The 18,769-nt window shown below is 63.6% G+C and carries 19 protein-coding genes; 13 read left to right on the top strand and 6 right to left on the bottom strand.

Annotated elements, in window-relative coordinates; genetic code table 11:
- Positions 1–14 precede the first annotated feature (14 nt).
- From HDG34_RS32230 to HDG34_RS32210, 5 genes are all read left to right on the top strand, one after another.
- Positions 15–665, top strand: coding sequence for an SGNH/GDSL hydrolase family protein (locus tag HDG34_RS32230; RefSeq protein ID WP_184066211.1), 651 nt, complete (start codon positions 15–17; stop codon positions 663–665).
- A gap of 50 nt (positions 666–715) precedes the next feature.
- Positions 716–1,411, top strand: coding sequence for an alginate O-acetyltransferase AlgF (locus HDG34_RS32225; protein ID WP_184066208.1), 696 nt, complete (start codon positions 716–718; stop codon positions 1,409–1,411).
- A 153-nt stretch (positions 1,412–1,564) separates the two neighbouring features.
- A complete protein-coding gene (locus tag HDG34_RS32220; RefSeq protein WP_184066205.1) occupies positions 1,565–2,974 on the top strand; it encodes an MBOAT family protein in 1,410 nt (469 codons plus the stop codon).
- Positions 2,975–2,978: 4 nt separating this feature from the next.
- Entirely contained in the window at positions 2,979–4,154 is a 1,176-nt protein-coding gene (locus HDG34_RS32215; RefSeq protein ID WP_184066202.1) for an alginate O-acetyltransferase AlgX-related protein, read from the top strand.
- A complete protein-coding gene (locus HDG34_RS32210) occupies positions 4,132–5,796 on the top strand; it encodes a glycoside hydrolase family 44 protein (protein ID WP_184066199.1) in 1,665 nt (554 codons plus the stop codon). Before HDG34_RS32215 ends, HDG34_RS32210 begins: the two co-directional genes overlap by 23 nt.
- A 51-nt stretch (positions 5,797–5,847) precedes the next feature.
- Here HDG34_RS32210 and HDG34_RS32205 read toward each other — a convergent pair whose 3' ends face one another.
- The 3 genes from HDG34_RS32205 to HDG34_RS32195 all read right to left on the bottom strand — a co-directional run bounded on the left by HDG34_RS32205 (position 5,848) and on the right by HDG34_RS32195 (position 8,613).
- Positions 5,848–6,636, bottom strand: a complete 789-nt coding sequence (locus tag HDG34_RS32205; RefSeq protein WP_184066195.1) for a CDP-diacylglycerol diphosphatase — start codon at positions 6,634–6,636, stop codon at positions 5,848–5,850.
- A gap of 103 nt (positions 6,637–6,739) precedes the next feature.
- Positions 6,740–8,194: an indoleacetamide hydrolase gene (gene iaaH, locus HDG34_RS32200; RefSeq protein WP_184066192.1), complete on the bottom strand. Its 1,455-nt coding sequence runs from the start codon at positions 8,192–8,194 to the stop codon at positions 6,740–6,742.
- A gap of 203 nt (positions 8,195–8,397) precedes the next feature.
- Complete coding sequence (locus tag HDG34_RS32195) at positions 8,398–8,613, bottom strand: hypothetical protein (protein WP_008917353.1); 216 nt, start codon at positions 8,611–8,613, stop codon at positions 8,398–8,400.
- A 724-nt stretch (positions 8,614–9,337) separates the two neighbouring features.
- Between HDG34_RS32195 and HDG34_RS32190 the strand changes: the two genes are divergently transcribed.
- The gene (locus tag HDG34_RS32190) at positions 9,338–10,051 is read left to right on the top strand and encodes a J domain-containing protein (protein ID WP_184066189.1); all 714 of its coding nucleotides are present in this window, start codon (positions 9,338–9,340) and stop codon (positions 10,049–10,051) included.
- Between the two features lie 153 nt (positions 10,052–10,204).
- Positions 10,205–10,954: an arsenate reductase ArsC gene (locus tag HDG34_RS32185; RefSeq protein WP_311734899.1), complete on the top strand. Its 750-nt coding sequence runs from the start codon at positions 10,205–10,207 to the stop codon at positions 10,952–10,954.
- Here the strand turns inward: HDG34_RS32185 and HDG34_RS32180 are convergent.
- Positions 10,951–11,277, bottom strand: a complete 327-nt coding sequence (locus HDG34_RS32180) for an H-NS family nucleoid-associated regulatory protein (protein WP_184066186.1) — start codon at positions 11,275–11,277, stop codon at positions 10,951–10,953. The two genes, HDG34_RS32185 and HDG34_RS32180, sit on opposite strands and share 4 nt — an antisense overlap.
- A 786-nt stretch (positions 11,278–12,063) precedes the next feature.
- Between HDG34_RS32180 and HDG34_RS32175 the strand changes: the two genes are divergently transcribed.
- Positions 12,064–12,372 (top strand): hypothetical protein, encoded by a 309-nt coding sequence (locus HDG34_RS32175; RefSeq protein WP_167368698.1) that lies wholly within the window; start codon positions 12,064–12,066, stop codon positions 12,370–12,372.
- 118 nt (positions 12,373–12,490) lie between these two features.
- On the opposite strand, the gene HDG34_RS32170 is transcribed toward HDG34_RS32175, so the two are convergent.
- Complete coding sequence (locus HDG34_RS32170; protein WP_184066183.1) at positions 12,491–12,766, bottom strand: hypothetical protein; 276 nt, start codon at positions 12,764–12,766, stop codon at positions 12,491–12,493.
- 944 nt (positions 12,767–13,710) lie between these two features.
- Between HDG34_RS32170 and HDG34_RS32165 the strand changes: the two genes are divergently transcribed.
- The 5 genes from HDG34_RS32165 (at position 13,711) to HDG34_RS32145 (ending at position 17,750) form a co-directional block, all read left to right on the top strand.
- Positions 13,711–14,328: a copper-binding protein gene (locus tag HDG34_RS32165; protein ID WP_184066180.1), complete on the top strand. Its 618-nt coding sequence runs from the start codon at positions 13,711–13,713 to the stop codon at positions 14,326–14,328.
- Positions 14,329–14,472: 144 nt separating this feature from the next.
- Positions 14,473–14,706 carry a hypothetical protein gene (locus tag HDG34_RS32160; protein ID WP_184066177.1) on the top strand — a complete coding sequence of 78 codons (234 nt, stop codon included), beginning with the start codon at positions 14,473–14,475 and terminating at the stop codon, positions 14,704–14,706.
- A 162-nt stretch (positions 14,707–14,868) separates the two neighbouring features.
- A complete protein-coding gene (locus tag HDG34_RS32155; protein WP_090810144.1) occupies positions 14,869–15,621 on the top strand; it encodes an SDR family NAD(P)-dependent oxidoreductase in 753 nt (250 codons plus the stop codon).
- 110 nt (positions 15,622–15,731) lie between these two features.
- A complete protein-coding gene (rhmD, locus tag HDG34_RS32150; RefSeq protein WP_184066173.1) occupies positions 15,732–16,910 on the top strand; it encodes an L-rhamnonate dehydratase in 1,179 nt (392 codons plus the stop codon).
- Positions 16,911–16,967: 57 nt separating this feature from the next.
- Positions 16,968–17,750 (top strand): SDR family NAD(P)-dependent oxidoreductase, encoded by a 783-nt coding sequence (locus tag HDG34_RS32145; RefSeq protein WP_184011280.1) that lies wholly within the window; start codon positions 16,968–16,970, stop codon positions 17,748–17,750.
- A gap of 19 nt (positions 17,751–17,769) precedes the next feature.
- Here HDG34_RS32145 and HDG34_RS32140 read toward each other — a convergent pair whose 3' ends face one another.
- Positions 17,770–18,765 carry a LysR family transcriptional regulator gene (locus HDG34_RS32140; RefSeq protein ID WP_184054564.1) on the bottom strand — a complete coding sequence of 332 codons (996 nt, stop codon included), beginning with the start codon at positions 18,763–18,765 and terminating at the stop codon, positions 17,770–17,772.
- Positions 18,766–18,769 lie beyond the last annotated feature (4 nt).

The raw sequence follows: 18,769 nt of genomic DNA, 5'->3' as shown, positions 1-18,769 counted from the left end.
GGAGTCGAAGAGTCATGCTTGCTTCCGTACTTGCTGGTCTCAGCATTCTCATAGTCGGCGATAGCCATCTGAGCGAACCCGGTTATCTCATCGATACGTTGCAGGATCAGTTGATCGCCGCTGGCGCGCAGGTGCATACCTACAGCGTCTGCGGCAGTATTCCCGGCGATTGGGTGAAGTCCGTGCCCGGCACATGCGGTGGCGCCGAGCGTAACGGCAAGGCGCCCCTGGTCATCGACCACAACGCGAAGACCCAACCCGTCGATCAATTGATCGCCGCGAACAAGGCCAAGCTCGTCATCATCGTCCAGGGCGACACGATCGGCGGATACAGCAAGGACGATTTCCCGAAGGCCTGGGCCTGGCAGCAGGTCACGGCGCTGACGCAAGACCTGGCCGCCAACAAGACGGCTTGCGTCTGGGTAGGGCCGGTCTGGGGCACCGAGGGCGGCAAGTATCAGAAGAGCTTCGCCCGTGTGAAGCAGCTGTCGTCTTTCCTCGCCGCCAATGTCGCGCCGTGTCAGTACATCGACTCGCTCACGTTTTCCAGGCCGGGCGAATGGGCGACGGTCGATGGTCAGCATTTGACGACGACCGGCTACAAGTACTGGGGCACGGACATCATGAAGGCACTGGTCAAGCTGCCTGTCGTTCCGCAGAAATGACACGCCGGGCTTCGAGCTGCGCCTGCCCAGGTTTCCCATTTGAGAAAAGAATGAAAAATTTCCTCTCCTCCCTGTTGTTGTCCGGCTTCGCTCTGTCCGGTCTCGGTTTGTCCGTGCAGCCGGCCATGGCCGCAGAAATTCCGCTATACCCGACCGGTCCCGCAGAGGACTCGTCGTTCGTGCGTTTTGTCGATGGCGGTTCGGGTCCGGTCGACGTGAGCGCGGTGGGGTCGAAAGCGCGTCTGACGCTCGACGCCGCGAACCCGGCCACTCACTTCCTTCCGATCGCCGCCGGCAAACCGGTGGCCGGCACACTGAGAGCCGGTAGCGCGCACCAGGACGTATCGGCGACGGTGCAGCCTGGCGAGTTCGTCAGCATCGTTGCGCTCGATGGCGCGGATAAAGCGGGTGGCCTGCATACGGTGACGGTCCGCGAAAAACCCGACGACTTCAATGCGCTCAAAGCTTCGGTGGCTTTCTACAACCTCGACGCTGGCTGCGCGACACCCACGCTGAAAGTGCCGGGCCGCGACATCGTGCTGCTCGACGGCGTGGCTGTGGGACAAGCCAGGCGGCGCCAGGTCAACCCGGTCGCCCTCTCGGTGCAGCTGGTCTGCGGCGGCCAGCCTGTGGGGCAGCCGCTCAGCCTGGGTACGCTCGCGGCGGGGCAGCGTTATACGGTGTTGCTCGTGCCGGGCGGAGCGCATTCGCGCATCTTCATGGCGAACGACGCGGTGAGCCACTGATCGCATTTGCGCCTCCTCCTTGAAGGCGACGCCGCTCATCGCCGATTTCCGGCTGTTCCCCGTTTGTCATCTGGTTACGACGGGCAGAGCGGGGTTCGGTGTGTTTCGCGATGGCGCGTCGGTCCAGATATCTTTTTCGATTGAGAACGATGCATGGTTTTCGCGTCCCTCGAATTCCTGACGCTGTTTCTGCCGGCCTTTCTGGCGATCTACGTCGCGTTGCCCGCGCGTTGGCGCAATGGCGTGCTGCTGTTTTGCAGCTGGCTTTTCTACGGCTGGTGGAGCCCGGTCTTTCTGCTGCTGTTCATCGCGCTGACCTTCTGGGGCTGGTTCGGCGGCATGGTCATAGACAGGGCGCCGAGCCAGCGTGCACGCGGTGGCTGGCTGGCCGTGTTCATCGTCGTCAACGTCCTGATATTGGGCTGGTACAAGTACGCCAACATCGTGGTCGATAGTCTCGACAGTGTGCTGGGGGCAGGCCATGCAGGGTCCATCCCCTGGCGACACGTCGTGCTGCCCATCGGGCTTTCGTTCATCGTGCTGCAATCCATCTCCTATCTGATCGACGTGCAGCGCGGCACGGTGGCGGCCGATCGCAGCATGATCCGTTACGGCGCCTATCAGGGGATGTTCGTGCATCTGATCGCGGGGCCGATCATTCGCTATGCGTGGGTGAGGCGCGAGCTGGTGTCGCGCGAGATCGACTGGGACGGTTTTGCAGCCGGCGCAAGGCGGCTCATGGTGGGCATGAGCATGAAGGTGCTGGTGGCCGACACACTCTCGCCGATGGTCGACGCGATCTTCTCGTTGCACGCGCCCACGCTGGCCGACGCCTGGCTGGGCTGCGGTTTCTACACGCTGCAGTTGTTCTTCGATTTCGCGGGCTACAGCGCCATGGCCATCGGGTTGGGGCAGATGCTGGGCTTTCGCTTTCCCGAGAACTTCAACCATCCGTACCTTGCCAGCAGCATTCAGGATTTCTGGCGCCGTTGGCACCTGTCGTTGTCGAGCTGGATACGCGATTACCTGTACATCCCGCTAGGCGGCAACCGCCACGGTGAGTGGCAAGCCTGCCGCAATCTGTTGCTGACCATGGCGATCGCCGGCCTGTGGCACGGCGGCGATAGCTGGAACTTCCTGCTGTGGGGCCTCGCTCATGGCATCGCCCTGATGGTCGCGCGCCTCTGGCGCCGGTTCGATATGCCGACCATGCCGTCCTGGTTATCGCACGTGCTGACGCTGGTTTTCGTCATGCTCGCGTGGACACTGTTTCGCGCGGCGGGTTTCCCTGCCGCGCTCGCCATGTATCGCGGCCAGTTCGGTTTGAATGGCATCGGCTTGAGCGACGCGACGCTCGTGCTGCTGCGGCCCGTGCACGCTCTGGCTGCCGGGTTGGGCATCGTGTGCGTGCTGCTGCCGCTCTGGCAACAGCGTTGGGATAGCCTTCCCGACACGGCGCTACGGCAGATATGGCAGGCGGGGTGGCCGCTAGCGGGTTTTCTGTTGTCGTTCGGTCTGATCGTCGCGCGCGGCGCGGTGCCTTTCCTCTACTTCCAGTTCTGACGCCATGGAAGATCCCAAGCCGCTACCTCAATTACCCGCCTCGCGCGCCAGCAAGATCGCTGCCGTCATCCTGATGATCTTCCTGTTCGCGGGCCTGCTTTCCAATCTCAGGTTAGCGTCGACGACCGAATCGGTGTTGCCTCATGCCGTGACCCGGGCCGGCATTCTGGACGGTGCGGTATCGAAAGAACTCGCCAATCGCATGGCCGATACGCCGATCGCCGCCGACGCGGCGCGCGCGCAGCGTGCGCTGGGCTGGCTGACGCTGCACGATCTGGGGCCGCGCGTGCGGCAGGGCTGCCCGGGCTGGTTGTTCCTGCGCGACGAACTCAGCGTGTACGCCGATAGCGACAGTCATCTCGCCACGCGCGCGGACACGGTGGCCGCCGTGCAGCGCGAGCTGGCGAGGCACGGTATCGCGTTGCTGGTCGTCGTGGTGCCCGACAAGTCGCGTATCGAGCCGCAACATCTGTGCAGTCTGTATCGTCCGGTTTCGTTGGGTGCGCGTCTCGCTGACTGGACCTCGCGTCTGACCGCTGACGGCGTGCAGGTGCTGGATCTCAGTGCGGCGCTGCGTGGCGCGCCGGGCGGCGCTTTTTTTCGGACTGACACGCACTGGACCGAGGACGGCGCGGGTGCCGCGGCGCAGGCCGTGGCGCAGCGCATCCGTGCGATGGGGGTCCCGCTGGGTTCGAGTAAGCCCGACTATCGCGTCACAGACAAGCCTCCCGGCCGGCGGCCCGGCGATCTTGTGCGTCTGGCCGGCCTGGATGATTTGCCGCCGTCCTGGCAGCCGAGGCCCGAGATTGCGGCCAGCCGTGACTACATTCCTCAGGCTCAGGCGGCCGCGTCAGCCGACGATCTGTTCGGCGATGCCGATCTGCCTGGCATCGCCGTGATCGGCACTTCTTATTCGACGACGTCCGATTTCGTGCCTCAGCTCGCTTTGGCACTCGGAACAGGCGTGGGTAATTTCGCACGCGAGGGCGGCAAGTTCGGCGGCTCGGCGCGCGCCTATTTCGCAAGTCTGGCTTATGCTCAGACACCGCCCAGGCTCGTCGTTTGGGAATTGGACGAACGGGATCTGCAGTCGCCGCTCGAAGCGGAAGATACGGTCGTCGTGCCGAAATCCAGCGCCATAGACTCACGGACTCCGCATGTCGAAGCCAGCACACTTTAACTGCCATAGCTTGATGGCGATGATGCTAGGGGCGGGCGCGCTGCTCTACGCCGATCTGCCCATGGCTGCGCCGCTGCCGGTGATCATTACGGTGGATGCCGCGGCCAACCGGCATCCAATCAGTCCGCTCATCTATGGCTTGAACTTCGGGACGGCGGAAATCCTGCGGGATCTGCGCGTGCCGATCAACCGCTCGGGCGGCAACACCGCTTCGGCTTACAACTGGCGGCTCGACGCTCACAACACGGGCCAGGACTGGTTTTTCGAAAGCCTGCCGACCGATCCAAAAGACATCTACCAATACAACGACCGTTTTGCGGCGCTTACCCGTGACGGACACGCTTTACCGATGCTGACCATCCCGATGATCGGCAGGGTAGCGCGACTCGATAAGGACGGTAAGCCGCTCGTCAGTTTTTCGGTCAACAGGTACGGCAAGCAGCAGAGTGTCGACGCTCACGGTTTGTCTGACGCGGGCAACGGCATCGCACCCGACGGCACGCCTATCAGGAACGACCCGGACGATGCTTCGTTGCTGGACGATCCGCAGAGCCAGCAGGAGCGCGTCAGGCAACTCATGCGTGGATCCGGTAGTGCCGGCTCGGACGGTGTGCATTACTACCTGATGGACAATGAGCCGAGTCTGTGGCAACTCAACCATCGCGACATGCATCCCATCGGCGCCCATGCCAGCGAGGTAGCGAACAAGGTGATCGCCTATTCGCACGCCGTGAAGGCGGCAGACCCGGGCGCGCGGGTCGTGGCGCCGGAAGAGTGGGGTTGGACCGGGTATCGCTTTAGCGGCTTCGATCAGCAGTACTTCGCCGCGCACGGTCAGGGCAATCCGCCGGACAGGGAAAACGAAACGCGAGGCATGGACTACGTCCCATGGCTGCTCACGCAATGGAAGCAGGCCGGCCGCCCTGTCGACGTTTTCAGCCTGCACTTTTACCCGCAGGGCGGAGAATTCAAGGAAAACCAGAATGCGGCCACGGCTGAAACGCCTGCCATTGAACTCGCCCGTAACCGCTCCACGCGCGACCTGTGGGATACGAGCTACAAGGATCCGACCTGGATCAATAGCGTGGTGGCCCTGATTCCGTTGATGCGGCGGTGGGTCGACAGCTATTACTACGCCGGTACGCCGATCGCGCTGACGGAATACAGTTGGGGCGGCGATACGACCATGAACGGCGCCACGGCCCAGGCCGACGTGCTGGGCATCTTTGGCCGGGAAGGGTTGGACATTGCCACGCGCTGGGGCACATTGAATCGGGACATGCCGGTCTACAAGGCGATCAAGCTCTATCGCAACTACGATGGCCAGGGCTCGGGCTTTGGCACCACCAGCATCGCCGACACGCAGCCCGACCCGGATCGGGTCTCGTCTTTTGCCGCCGTGCGTGATCACGACCGCGTCATGACCATCGTGGTGATCAACAAGCAGCTTGATCAACCGGCTGACGCCACCATTGCGATCAACAACTTTGATGTGATTCAAGGCAAAGCCCAGACCTGGCAACTCATGGACAATGCCATATCCCGTCTGCACGACACCGACTATGCGAGCGGCCAATTGCACCTTACTCTGCCGCCGAAAACCGTAACCTTGCTGGTTTTGCACGGCGCGGGCCGGCAATGACACCGTTGCTCGCATGCTGGTGCGGGCCAATTCTGCGTGTTCGGCAAACGCTCAATGATCGTCCGCGACGCGGCACGCGTGATCGAGCAGCCCTTCGGCCGTGCCGCTGCCGCCTTCGATGTCGATGCCGCTGTTGACGATCAGCCAGCCATCCCGAGCCGCGGACGGTCCCGCGCCGGTAACCAGGATGGTTTGGGTGGCCATCGTCGCCGGATCGGGATTGTCGCGGGCGACGATCCGGAACGGGTTGTCGGCGCCGCTCAGCGAGTTCACCCGCATGATCCTGTAGCGCTCGCCATCGAGCGTCTGCCAACGCCACTCGCCGGGCGTGTCGTGAGCGTGATCGGCGAGCGCGGCGCTGACTTCACGCCGCATGCAGTCGATGTGGATATGCAGCTGGTTTTGTGAGCGACGAGATTCGGAGTTGATTTCGAGGCCGAGCTGATCGTCGGGCAACTCGCGTTTGACCGCTTGCTGCACGTAATGACGCGAATCCCACGCGTCACGCCAGTAGTCCTTCGCATCGGGCGCGAGGATCAGCGGACTTTCGATGCCGGTGATGCGATCGGTCGGCATCAGCAGAAACTGCGAGCGGCCGAGAATGTCCTTCAGGACGACGTAGCGTTTGTCGAGATCGACGACCGTGCATTGACCCGGTGTGCCCGTGGCCTGCTGCGACGGCACGCAGCGGATGTCGACGATCTTCCACAGCGCGTTGGAATCGACCGTCGCGAGGCGCGCGCAGGCGCTGGCGGCGAAAGCGACCGCGAGCACGGCGCTCAAGTGAACGACGCGGCGTACGAGGCCGCGAGATGAGAGGGCGGTGGCGGGGTTCGTCATCGTCGCTTAGGGGGAGGTTCGGGCGGGCAAAGCGTCGGAATGCGGGCTGCAACGCGCAGGCATTAAAGCACAAACCTGATGGCGCGCACGTGAAACACGGGCTTTAAAGCACCGGCGCGGGCAACGTTCCCAGTACCTCTTCGAACGCGACACCGATGGCCAGCAGGCGCCTGTCCGAGCCGAGCGGTCCATCGAGTTCGAGGCCGACCGGCAGCCCGCTCGCGCTGATACCCGCCGGCAGCGACAGCCCCGGAATGCCGGATGTGCTGGCCGGGTCGGTATTACGCAGGAACGCTTCCATCGTATCGATTGGTGGACCGCCGTCGATCGTGACCGTCGACGAGCCGTTCAGATCGTCGATCGGTACCGCGACGAGCCGCGTCGTCGGAAACAGCAACGCGTCGAGACCGGCATTCGCGAACGTCGCGGCGACGTAGTTCCGCAGCCGCGGTCGCCAGTAGTTGAGCGCCGCCGAGTAGTGCGAGCCGAGCACGTCGGCGAGCACGTCGTCGTAGATCGCGCGCACATCCGGGCTCGCGATGCGCACGGCCAGTGCGGCGACGGTTTGCACCGGCGCCCGATTCGCGATCAACCACGCGAGCACGTCGTCGCGCGCTTCGTGAATGGCGAGCGGACCGCCGACCATCCCGTTCAGATACTCCAACTCATGCATCGCGACCGGCACGAACGTGACGCCCGCCGCTTCGAGCTTTTGCAGTGCGGCGCGCGCGACGTCCTCGACCTGTCGCTCGAGAGCATCCCACAGCGGCGCGGGCAAGCCGATGCGCAAGCCATCGAGCGCAATCGCAGGCAACGCGCCGTCGCCGGTGATCACGCCGTCGAGCAGCGCCAGGTCGGCGACGCTGCGTGCCATCGGCCCAACGGTGTCGCGCGTATGGCTGATCGGCACCACCGCGTTGGGGTCGTGATAGCGCCGCTCGGCACCGCCATTGCCGACTGATGGACGCAAGCCCGCGGTGCCGGTCAGCGCGGCCGGGATGCGGGTCGAGCCGCCGGTGTCGGTGCCGAGTCCGGCGGGCGCGATGCGCGCGGCGATCGCCACCGCGGTGCCGCCCGACGAGCCGCCCGGTATCAGCGACGGATCGTATGGATTGCGCACCGGCCCCGCGTGCGCGGACAGGTTGGTACTCGTGATGCCGAACGCGAGTTCGTGCATGTTGGCCTTGCCGAGCACGATCGCGCCCGCGTCGACGAGGCGTTGCACCGATGGGGCGTTGGTGTTCGGCACGAAGCCCGCGAGCGCGGGCGTGCCGGCCGTCGTCGGTAGACCTGCGGTGTTGATGTTGTCCTTGACGACGATCGGCAAACCGGCGAGCGGCAGACGTGCCCGCTCAGCCGGCGGCAATGCGTCGATGCGCTGCGCCGCGGCGAGCGCGCCGTGGAAGTCGAGCGTGGTGAGCGCATTCAGGTGCGTGAGCGCGGCGGCGCGCGCGAGCAGGGTGGCGACGTAGTCGGCGGCTTTGAGGCGGCCCGATTGCAGCGCCTCGACCGCCTGTGTCGCGCTGAGCGCGAGCTGTGCGTCGACGGTCCATGTCATGACCGGCGTCTCCGTATCGATGGGTGCGTCGCGGGCGGCGCGAGTTTCGACTGCATCCGTCGAAGTAGCGGACAGGTCACGCGGGCAGACAGCGAACGCAAGGGTTCGCCTATTCTGGCACATCCGCCTCAAACCCGATGCCGGGCGATGCACAACGCGTGTCGCGCTCGCTGTCATCGATATCGATGCGCTCCGGGATCGCCTTATTGGTGATTATCGATCCACATACGCCCCCAGTCCGACGCGTAGGCGAGCGCATGCTCTTCGTCGAAGAAGTAGTCGAGCGCGTCGAACGAATAAGCCTTGCGGGTATTCTCGTCGCGCTGCTCGATCGTCAGATTGGCGGCGAATAATCCGTTGGGGAGCAGTTGCGTTGCCGCTTCGACCTCGTAGCCCTTGTAGCGGATGTGTGAGTTCATGATCTTGACTTGTCTGTGTGCCCGCGAATGTCGTGCGGAATACCAATGCGTGCGGCGCGGCCCTGTCGTTGCCATAGGTGAGTGAAGCGGCGGGCAGGTCAAGCGTAGGGCGCGCTGCGCAGCGGTTGAACCAATCTTTCGTCGAAAGCAAATCAGCGCGGGGCCGCTGTGGTAATCAGAAGCCCGGATTGGATCGAAGTCGCTGTTTCCGGTGACTCTATTCGCGTGGAGGCGCGGTGTCTGTTATGTGGCGCACGGTCGCTCGGCGCAAAGCGTGGCGCCGCGCGCGATTGCGGCGGCGTCACGGTGCCGGGGAGTATTCAGACCGCGTGCAGGACGCGCGCGGGACGACCGTCAGCGGCGATGGAGGTGGCGGGGCTCGGTGCGCAGGCCAGGCTCGCAGTCGCATGGCTCGACGCGGCGGGCGCTTTGCAATGCACGTGAGCGCGCGGCCGATAAGCATATGGCGAACCGTTGGTTGGGCGCGTGCGGGTCTGACGATAAGATGGGCTCGTCTCCTCCATGACATCTCCTTAGACATGGGACTCGGTCTCGCTACGCAAGTGGTGGGGCCTTTTTTTCGTGGGCCGTTGGAGGACGATCTGCCGCCGTGCCATCGCGGCAATGCCGGCATGCGCGTGCTTGCGTGGAGGCCGGGTCACGATGACGCCGCTTTTAGCATGCTACGATGCCCGCAGTGATTTTTCGCGAGATCGAGTCCAGCATGGCAACCCTGTATGAGACGCTCGGCGTGCCCGCGCACGCCACCGACGACGAAATCAAGCGGGCCTACCGGAAAGCCGCGATGAAGTGGCATCCGGACCGCAACCACGGTGCGGAGGACGTGGCGCGCGCGGCGTTCCAGGAAATCAAGGACGCGTACGCGATCCTGTCCGATGCCGAGCAGCGCAATGTCTACGACGCGGTCTACACCGAGCAGATGCGCGAGTGGGAGGCGCAGCACACGCGTCGGCAACGCGCGCAGGCGAAGCGCGAGGCAGCGGCGCGCGCGGCCGACGAAGCCGCGTATGCCGAGATGGTGTCGATCGCGATCCGCTTCGCCGACCAGGGCCACAATCGCGACGTGCTGTTCGGCGTGCTGCTCGGGCGGCAATGCGAACCGCAGCGCGCCGCGCAGATCGCCGACAGCGTCGCGGCGTTGCAGGCCGCGCGCCGCGACGAGGCGGACGCCGCGCAAAACGCCCAGCGCGCGGGAAAGACCGCGAACAGCGCGCAAGCGGCGCAAGCCGAGGCGTCCGAGCCCGAACTGGCGGACCGCGCGCAAGACACCGGCGCGGCCTCGCAAACCGCCCCTCACGACACGCAGCCTTCCAGACGCGAGAACCATGCGAAGCGCGACGAAACCGTCAGCGACATGCATCCGGCCGGCGCGCTCGGCAACCTGTGGTTTCAGTTCCTCAACAGCCTGAAGTTCTGACCCGCCGCCGACGGCGACCGGGCCAGGCCCATCATGCCGGACCGGCGGGCCGACGGCAGCGTCGGTTGATCTGGCAAATATTGACAGGGTGCTGAAACAGTGGGCCGGACACTGGTACACTGCCCATCGTTCGCAAAGTTGTGCTCTGTGCCCGTGAGTCGAGATACCTGGTGCGAATCCCGAGGCGCAAATAATAAAGACGCCGTAGTGTCACGGGGGCGCAAGACTGGAGCGGCACAATTCCGCCCAGAGGCCAATAAAAAACATCGGTACGGGGTAAGCGTGTCCAGAAAATATAAGGTGTTGTTTCTCTGCCGCGATAATTCGATCCGCAGCATCATTGCCGAAGCTTTACTGCGCGAACTGGCGGGGCACCGGTTCGACGCGTTCAGCGCGGGCCCTGAACCGGCCGCGCGCCTTCATCCACTCGCGGTCGCTCAATTGCGGCCCGGCATTTCCGGGCGCGCGGTGCTGAGCCCTAAAAGCTGGCTCGAATTCACCGGCGAATGGGCGCCGCGCATGGATATCGTGATCGCGCTCGACGAATTCGTCGGCGGACTGCACGCGCCGGTATTTCCCGGCGCACCGGCGTTCGTCTATTGGACCATTACCGATCCGCTCGCGGGCGGCCACGGGTCCGCTGACGAGCAGGCCTGTCTTTTCGACAAGACCTTCTGGCAGATCGTCCGGCAGGTCAGCGCGCTTATCGAGCTGCCGCAATATGCGCAGCCTGCCTCGAATCACGCGAATCTCGTCGATGCGGCGAATGCCGTCAATGCGGGGAATACGGTGAATGCCGTCAATGTGGCAAGCGGTGGCGCAAAACCGGTGCGTGGCACGGCGGTTCGTTTCGAAGCCGCAGCCATTGTGCCCGCGCCTTCGAGCGCGGCGGCCTGCACCTAGCGGTTATTCGGGCGCCCGAGCCGCGTGCCGGCGAACGGGTCGTTCGACCAGTCCACCTGTTTTTTCGGTTGGGGCGGGGGCGCCGGTTTTGCGGCCAATTCGAAATGCTCAATGCTCTGGCCGGCACTAATAGCCTGCTTCAACCATTGCGGCATTTCGCCATTGCCGTCCCAGCTGTCTCCGGTCGCATTGCGATAGCGCTCAGCCTTTTTGGCCAATGACTCGGTCGCCAGCGCTGCGGCAAGGTCTTCTGGTCTGATACCAAACTCTTCCATACGATGGCGGAGATAGGCAATCATGCTATCTCGCTTCCTTTCGTCCATAGGATATTCGTCCTTCTAAAACGTGCAGCGTGCTGTCGAAGACAGATTGCGGGGAAAAGCTGCGAAGCATCGAGCCCGACTGAATGGGGCCGCCCCGCGGTGGGGTTGTCGATTGACGGAAATGCCATGTGCCGGGTTAAAAAACGTTGCTCCCTGAATTGCAATACGGCCTCGGACAAAGACGGCCGCTGGAACAACCGACCCTCGAACCGAGAGTCTCGATCAGCAAATATTTCAGCATGTCGCAACGCGACGAACGAGGCCGGTAAGCCTGACGTTCGCTATGAAAAACTCTGTGTCTCGATGCAATGATTGCGAATGGATGGAGTCATTCCACGCTGTCCGTCTTTCACCGGACTTTCGTCGACGTGCGGGTTCGCTTTTTGTGCGTTGTAGCAACATGATAGCGCAATGCGCGAGCAAAGCACGCTTAGTTCACGTTGAATTTGTCGGTGAATGCGGTTTATCGAACGGTGTGGACGATTGGCGACACTGCTGGAAGCTCCTGGATTGAATTCCGGGGTGCGCGAACTATAAAAGAAGGACGACAAGCTGCGAATGCAGACTTACAGCCGCCTTGTGCGCGCCGATTCCGCCGACGCTCGGGAACGCGTCGAGTATCGGTTGCAAGCGCGGTAATTCTTCATCTGTTTAGTTCGGTGACCCGTCGCAGCAGTAGCGCATTGGCATCGACCCGTTCCTCGGCCCGATTGGGCAGGTTGGCTGTTCGCGGATCAATTCTTGTGGAGGACGAACGCTGCTGCGCCGGATTCGAGGAGTCCGGAAATGAGAGTACGTATATTGATGATTGCCGCGACCGCCGTTCTGTTTCTCGCGCCGAGAACGGCCATCGCCGAGGAGTTGAGCGGCCAGGCGGAGCACGCCGTGTCGGGTCGCGCGATGATGGAGCACGACGCGGACGAATCGGCGCAGGCGACGACCGACATGTCGTTCGGTCAGAACTGGGACCCGCGTGAGCAGGGCATACGCAACGCGTCGTATGGTGGTGTTCCGGCGGGCGAGTCGCAAGCGGGAGGCCGGCGCAGCCAGTCATGCTCGTTCAGCACGGAGTGCAAGACTTATTTCGGTCAATGACCAGAGTTCGCGAGCGGCAGCGGGGCGCCAGGAACGACCCCGGATCGCGAGGCAACGAACAGGTGCCGAGCGCTGCCGCCGCCGCCTTTCACGCGCTTGATCGCAAGCGCATGCCATTTCACGCGAATGCCGATTCCCGCTGGGCCTCAGCGCAGCGCTCGCCGAGGCGAGCGACGATATCGTCGACGCCGCGCGCCGCGTCGTTCTCCGCCGCTTCGTAGTAGCCGCGGAACTCCTCGAGCAGAGCGCGCCATGACCCATGCCAGCGCGTTTCTCTTAGACAGGCGCCGGACGAATCGGCAATACGCAACACGCCGTTGTCCGGATAGAACGTCAGCGTGACGAGGAGGCCGTCGATGACGCAAGCGGCGGTGCAGGGGCGAGTCGTGACCATGTGTGGTGTCCTTTCGATAAACAAATGTGTGCGTTAGACGGTGACGCGAGCTTGAGCAAACGCTGTGCCTATGATGCCCACATGACTGTGGCCATCGGCTCAGGCGTCCTTTTTCGTTGCCTTGACGGCAAAATTCGCTCCATCAATACAGCCGTGTTCGCAGTATTCCAATGATTGACGACAATTTTTTGTATTCGTCGCGCAGCGATGCGTAATCGCTTCAGTATCATCCATTAAGGGTTTGTGCGGAGTCGTTCGGCGATTGCCAATCTGCCGCGCGCCCACCGCTTTTCAATGCATATCGAATGCGCCGATTCGACTGTTGTCAGGCAACCGGACAGAGTCAGAGCGAGGACGGCGTCGCCGGGCCTCTGAGCTCAGCGAATTGCAGCGATCATATTTTTATGGCAAATGAATTGCCCACCGTCATAAAAGATTTGACGCGGCAAACCCGATTAATCGGGAATGGCGATGCGCAGCCACTTGTCTTGCCATTCCTTTGCGCGTTTGCTAGCATCCCCGAAACCGTTTGAAATAGTCATAACGTTCGGCAATTTCCGGACCCGCTCACGTTGGGTCGCCCGGTAGTCCTTCTCGTTGCGAGGAATATGTTATGGCTAGCTCTCTACCCCTCCGCTGACGCTCGCGGGAACGCATGCGCAAAGCCGCGCGGCTCCTTGCGCAAGCTCATCCGCCACGACTCCGCATACCGATTGCATCGCATGGAGAAGCACGCGCTTTTCGCGATTGGCTCTCCAGGACAAATCGACGCATTAGAAAGGAACCGCCATTGGTTTCAAAAAGCGTAACCCCGTCCGCTAAAAGCGATTAATAGTCCGTTTTTCTTTTTATTCGAAGCGAGTGCACCTGCCGGTGCTAAGCGTAGTACGCGATCCGCGACAAAACATTTGCCGTAACATCGACGCAATCAAAAGGAGCATTTCATGGCTTGTAATTCAACGGACTCCGGGCTCATGCGGGTGAAGGCGATCGCGGTTGCGTTGGTGGTTTGCGTCGCCGCGGCGGGTCCGGCGCTGGCACAGGACAACGCGGCCGCGTCCGCGCCGGAACAGCGGGCAATTGGCGCCGCCGCGCTGCTGCACGTGCAGGCGCGCGTCGTCGCGATCGATCCCGCGACGAACAGCGTGACGCTGCGCGGCCCGCAAGGCGGCGAGGAAACTTTCGACGTGAATCCGCAAGCCGCCGACGTCAGCAAGCTGCATGTCGGCGACGTCGTGACGATTGCGTACAAGAAGGCGGTGCTGGTCGGCGTCGACAAGCTCGCGCCGAACGGAATCCGCCAGCGCATCGATACCGAAGTCACACAGCCTGCGGCCAACGGTGTCGTTGCATCGGCGCGGCGCATCGAGGTCGTCGCGACGGTGCGCAAGATCGATCGCAAGAAGCGCACGATCACGCTGCGCGGGCCGTCGCGCACGGAAACGCTCGACGTGGCGCCGGACATTGCGCTCGAGAAACTGAAGGTCGGCGATTCGGTGCGCGCGGTATTCGTCTCGGCCATCGCGGCGTCGGTGTCGCGCAATGGCGCGGACGTCAAATAACGGCGATCGAGAAGGCTTAAATAAACTACGCTGAAGCGTATCGAGGTGCACGGCGTAGAACCGCAACCGGCGGTTCGACGTCGCGCCGGCCATTGCGGCTCAGGTTTCACGATGGTCATCGCGTCGCGCGCGAAGGAGCGGGGAATGGAACAGAGCGAAACGGAAACCACTGCCGAATCGGAGCGCAAACGGCTGGTCCGCAGCAAGATACACGTGGGCCTCGCGGCGCTCGGCACGTTATCGTCGGTGTTCGGGATCGGCATTGCGATCATCGGCGGGATCAACTTCGACCAGACCAAGGTGCTGCTCGGCGTCGGCATCATCGTCGTGTCGACCATTCTGTATGTCTCGATGCTTTTCGTCGCTGCCGATGATTAGCCGCTTCGCTTCCCTTTAGCGCCCGCTCCCGCTGCCGATCCACTTTTGCTATCGCCCCCGCGAATAGTCGAATTGTTGGCGCATCGCGCCGCCCGTATATTGACTGCAGCGATATACAACAACTCGATGGCACGCCGCACGGCGGCCTACAGGAGCACAGCAATGAATCGGATCGATCTGGAGGGGCGCACGGTCGTCATCACCGGCGGCGCGCGTGGCATCGGCTACGCGGTCGCGCAGCGGGCGTTGCGCTCGGGCGCGTCGGTCGCGTTGTGGGACGTCGATAGCGAACGGCTCGCGCGCAGTCAGCGCGAGCTGAGCGAACTCGGCAAGGTCAGCGCCATCACGGTCGAGCTGACCGACGACGCCGCGGTCCAGCAGGCCACCGCGCAAACGGTCGCCGGGCACGGCTCGATCGACGTGCTGATCAACTGCGCGGGCATCACCGGCGGCAACGGCACGACCTGGGAGCTTGCGCCCGACATGTGGCGCCGCGTGATCGACGTGAATCTGATCGGTCCGTACCTGACCTGCCGCGCGGTCGTGCCGCAGATGCTGAAGCAGGGCTACGGCCGCATCGTCAATATCGCGTCGGTGGCGGGCAAGGAGGGCAATCCGAATGCTTCGCACTACAGCGCATCGAAAGCGGGGTTGATCGGGCTCACCAAGTCGCTCGGCAAGGAACTCGCGACCAGAAACATCCTCGTCAATGCGGTCACGCCGGCCGCGGCCAAGACCGAAATCTTCGATTCGATGTCGCAGCAGCACATCGACTACATGCTGTCGAAGATTCCGATGAACCGTTTCCTGCTGCCGGAAGAAGCGGCGTCGCTGATCCTGTGGCTGTCTTCCGAAGACTGCGCGTTCAGCACCGGCTCGGTATTCGACCTGTCGGGCGGCCGCGCCACCTATTGAGCGCGCTGCTCGCGCATTGCTCACGCAGTGCTCACGTCCCGCAGCGTATTGCACACGCGTCGAACGCGCGTTGTCGAGCCGCTTCGACGCCTCTCTCACGGAGCCCTTTCATGGCCATGCCTACCATCCGGCACGTGCGTGCCTTCATCGTTCGAGGCGGCGGCGCGGACTATCACGACCAGGCCGGCGGACACTGGATCGACGATCACATCGCGACGCCGATGGCGCGTTATCCCGAGTACCGCCAGAGCCGTCAGTCGTTCGGCATCAATGTGCTCGGCACGCTGGTCGTCGAGATCGAAGCGAGCGACGGCACCGTGGGCTTCGCGGTGACGACCGGCGGCGAGATCGGCGCGTTCATCGTCGAAAAGCATCTCGCGCGTTTTCTCGAAGGGCAGCTGGTGACCGACATCGAGAAGATGTGGGATCAGATGTACTTCGCGACGCTGTACTACGGGCGCAAGGGCGTCGTGCTGAACACGATTTCCGGTGTCGATCTCGCGCTGTGGGATCTGCTCGCGAAGGTTCGCAAGGAGCCCGTGTATCAGCTCTTGGGCGGCCCGGTGCGCGACGAGCTGGTGTTCTATGCGACCGGCGCGCGGCCCGATCTCGCGAAGGAGATGGGCTTCATCGGCGGCAAGCTGCCGTTGCAGCATGGTCCCGCGGAAGGCGAAGACGGACTCAGGCAAAACCTCGACAAGCTCGCCGACATGCGCTCGCGCGTCGGCGACGACTTCTGGCTGATGTACGACTGCTGGATGAGCCTCGACCTGCGCTACGCGACGCGGCTCGCGCAAGGCGCGCACGAATACGGCCTCAAATGGGTCGAGGAATGTCTTCCTCCCGACGATTACTGGGGTTACGCCGAACTGCGCCGCAACGTGCCACGCGGCATGATGGTGTCGACCGGCGAGCACGAGGCGACGCGCTGGGGCTTCCGGATGCTGCTGGAGATGCAGTGCTGCGATCTGATCCAGCCCGACGTCGGCTGGTGCGGCGGCATCACCGAGCTGATCAAGATTTCCGCGCTCGCCGATGCGCACAACGTGATGGTGGTGCCGCATGGGTCGTCGGTGTATAGCTATCACTTCGTCGTCACGCGCCATAACTCGCCGTTCTCCGAGTTTCTGATGATGGCGCCGAAAGCCGACGAGGTCGTGCCGATGTTCAATCCGCTGCTGCTCGACGAGCCGGTGCCGGTGAACGGGCGTATGAAGGTGCCGGACACGCCGGGCTTTGGCGTGCGGCTCAATCCGGAATGCGCGCTGGTTCGGCCTTATCAGCATTGAACGTGTCGAACGTTTTGAACCTGTGCCGAACGGCGAACCGCCGCAAAGGAGATTAGGGTGCTGCTCAAGGACAAAGTCGTGATCGTCACCGGCGGCTCGCGCGGCATCGGACGCGCGATCGCGGTGGCCTGCGCGCGCGAAGGCGCGGACGTGGCGATCAACTACTGGGGCGACAACGACGCATCGTATGGCCGGCGCTCGGCGGTCGAGGAAGTCGTCGGCGAAATCGAGGCGTTGGGGCGGCGCGCGATCGCGGTGGAAGGCAACGTCGCGGCGCGCGACACCGGCCAGGAGCTGGTGCGACGGACGCTCGACGCGTTCGGCAAGCTCGACGTGCTCGCGAGCAATGCCGGCATCTGCCCGTTTCACGCTTTTCTCGACATGCCGGCGGACGTGCTCGAATCGACGGTCGCGGTCAATCTGAACGGCGCGTTCTTCGTCACGCAGGCTGCCGCGCAGCAGATGAAAAAGCAGGGCACCGGCGGCGCGATCGTCGCGACGAGTTCGATCAGCGCGTTGGTGGGCGGCGGCATGCAAACGCATTACACGCCGACCAAGGCCGGTGTGCATTCGCTGATGCAGTCGTGCGCGATCGCGTTGGGGCCGTTCGGCATCCGCTGCAACTCTGTCATGCCGGGCACGATCGCGACCGATCTGAACGCCGAAGATCTCGCCGACGAAGCGAAGAAGGCCTACTTCGAAAAGCGCATTCCGCTCGGCCGCCTCGGGCGTCCCGACGACGTCGCCGATTGCGTCGTGTTTCTCGCCTCGGACCGCGCGCGCTATGTGACGGGCGCCGCGCTGCTCGTCGACGGCGGCCTGTTCGTGAACCTGCAATAAGCGACGCGCGATGCGGGCGTCAATTGACCGTGACGGGCGTAGTCGGCGTGCCGGGTGCGGCGGCCGGATCGTCGCGCGCGAGGTCGCGCGAGAAGCCGCGCAGCAGTTCGATGAAGCGCAGCGCCGGCTCGGCGAGCTGCTCTTCCTTGCGCGTGAGAATGCCGAAACCCGCGAGACTCTTGCCGATTTCGAGTGGCAGCGCGACCAGCAGCCCGCCGCGCACATGATCGCGCACGACCGACTCCGGCAGCATCGCGACCGCATCGTAATTCTCGAGCAATTGCAGCGTCGCGAAGATCGACGCGCATTCGGTCAGATTGACTGGCGTGGCGAGCCCGGCACGCGCGAGTTCTTCCTCGAACAGCACGCGCGCCGGACTCGTGACGGGTTGCGCAACCCACGGCCACGCGACCAGTTCGCGCAACGTGATGCGCGTGCGCCGCGCGAGCGGATGCACGGCGCGCACGACGAGCAGCAGCGTTTCGCGCGCGAGCGGCTCGAAGCTGAAGTCGTTGTGCTGCAGAGGGTTGGTCAGGCGCCCCAGCGCGAGATCGACCTCGCGCCGATGCAGCAATTGCACGACCTGATCGCTTGTTTCACCGAGGATGCGCACGCTGAGCAGCGGGCTTTCGGTCTTCAGCGCGGCGACCGACATCGCCAGCAGATCGGGCGCGGCGCCCATGATCGCGCCGACGGTCAACTGGCCGTGACCGCCGCGGCGTTTGACATCGAGGTCTTCGGCGAAGCGTGTGAGCTCGGCGAGCGCACGGCGCGCGTAAGCGAGCGTGACGACGCCGAGCGGCGTCGGCGTCATGCCGCGCGCGTTGCGCTCGAACAGCAGGAAGCCGAACGCTTCCTCGATGTCGCCGAGCATGCGGCTCGCGCTCGGTTGCGCGACGTTGACGGCCTCGGCGGCCTGATGCAGGTTGCGGGTGTCGTCGAGTGCGACGAGCAGGGCGAGATGCTTGAACTTGAGACGATTGACGAGTGCGACGGCGGCTGAATGTTGGCTCATGGTG

This window comes from Paraburkholderia sp. HC6.4b (assembly GCF_014200875.1).
In the GTDB taxonomy this organism is placed as follows: Bacteria; Pseudomonadota; Gammaproteobacteria; order Burkholderiales; family Burkholderiaceae; genus Paraburkholderia; species Paraburkholderia tuberum.
This window is presented reverse-complemented; position numbering and strand designations above follow the sequence as displayed.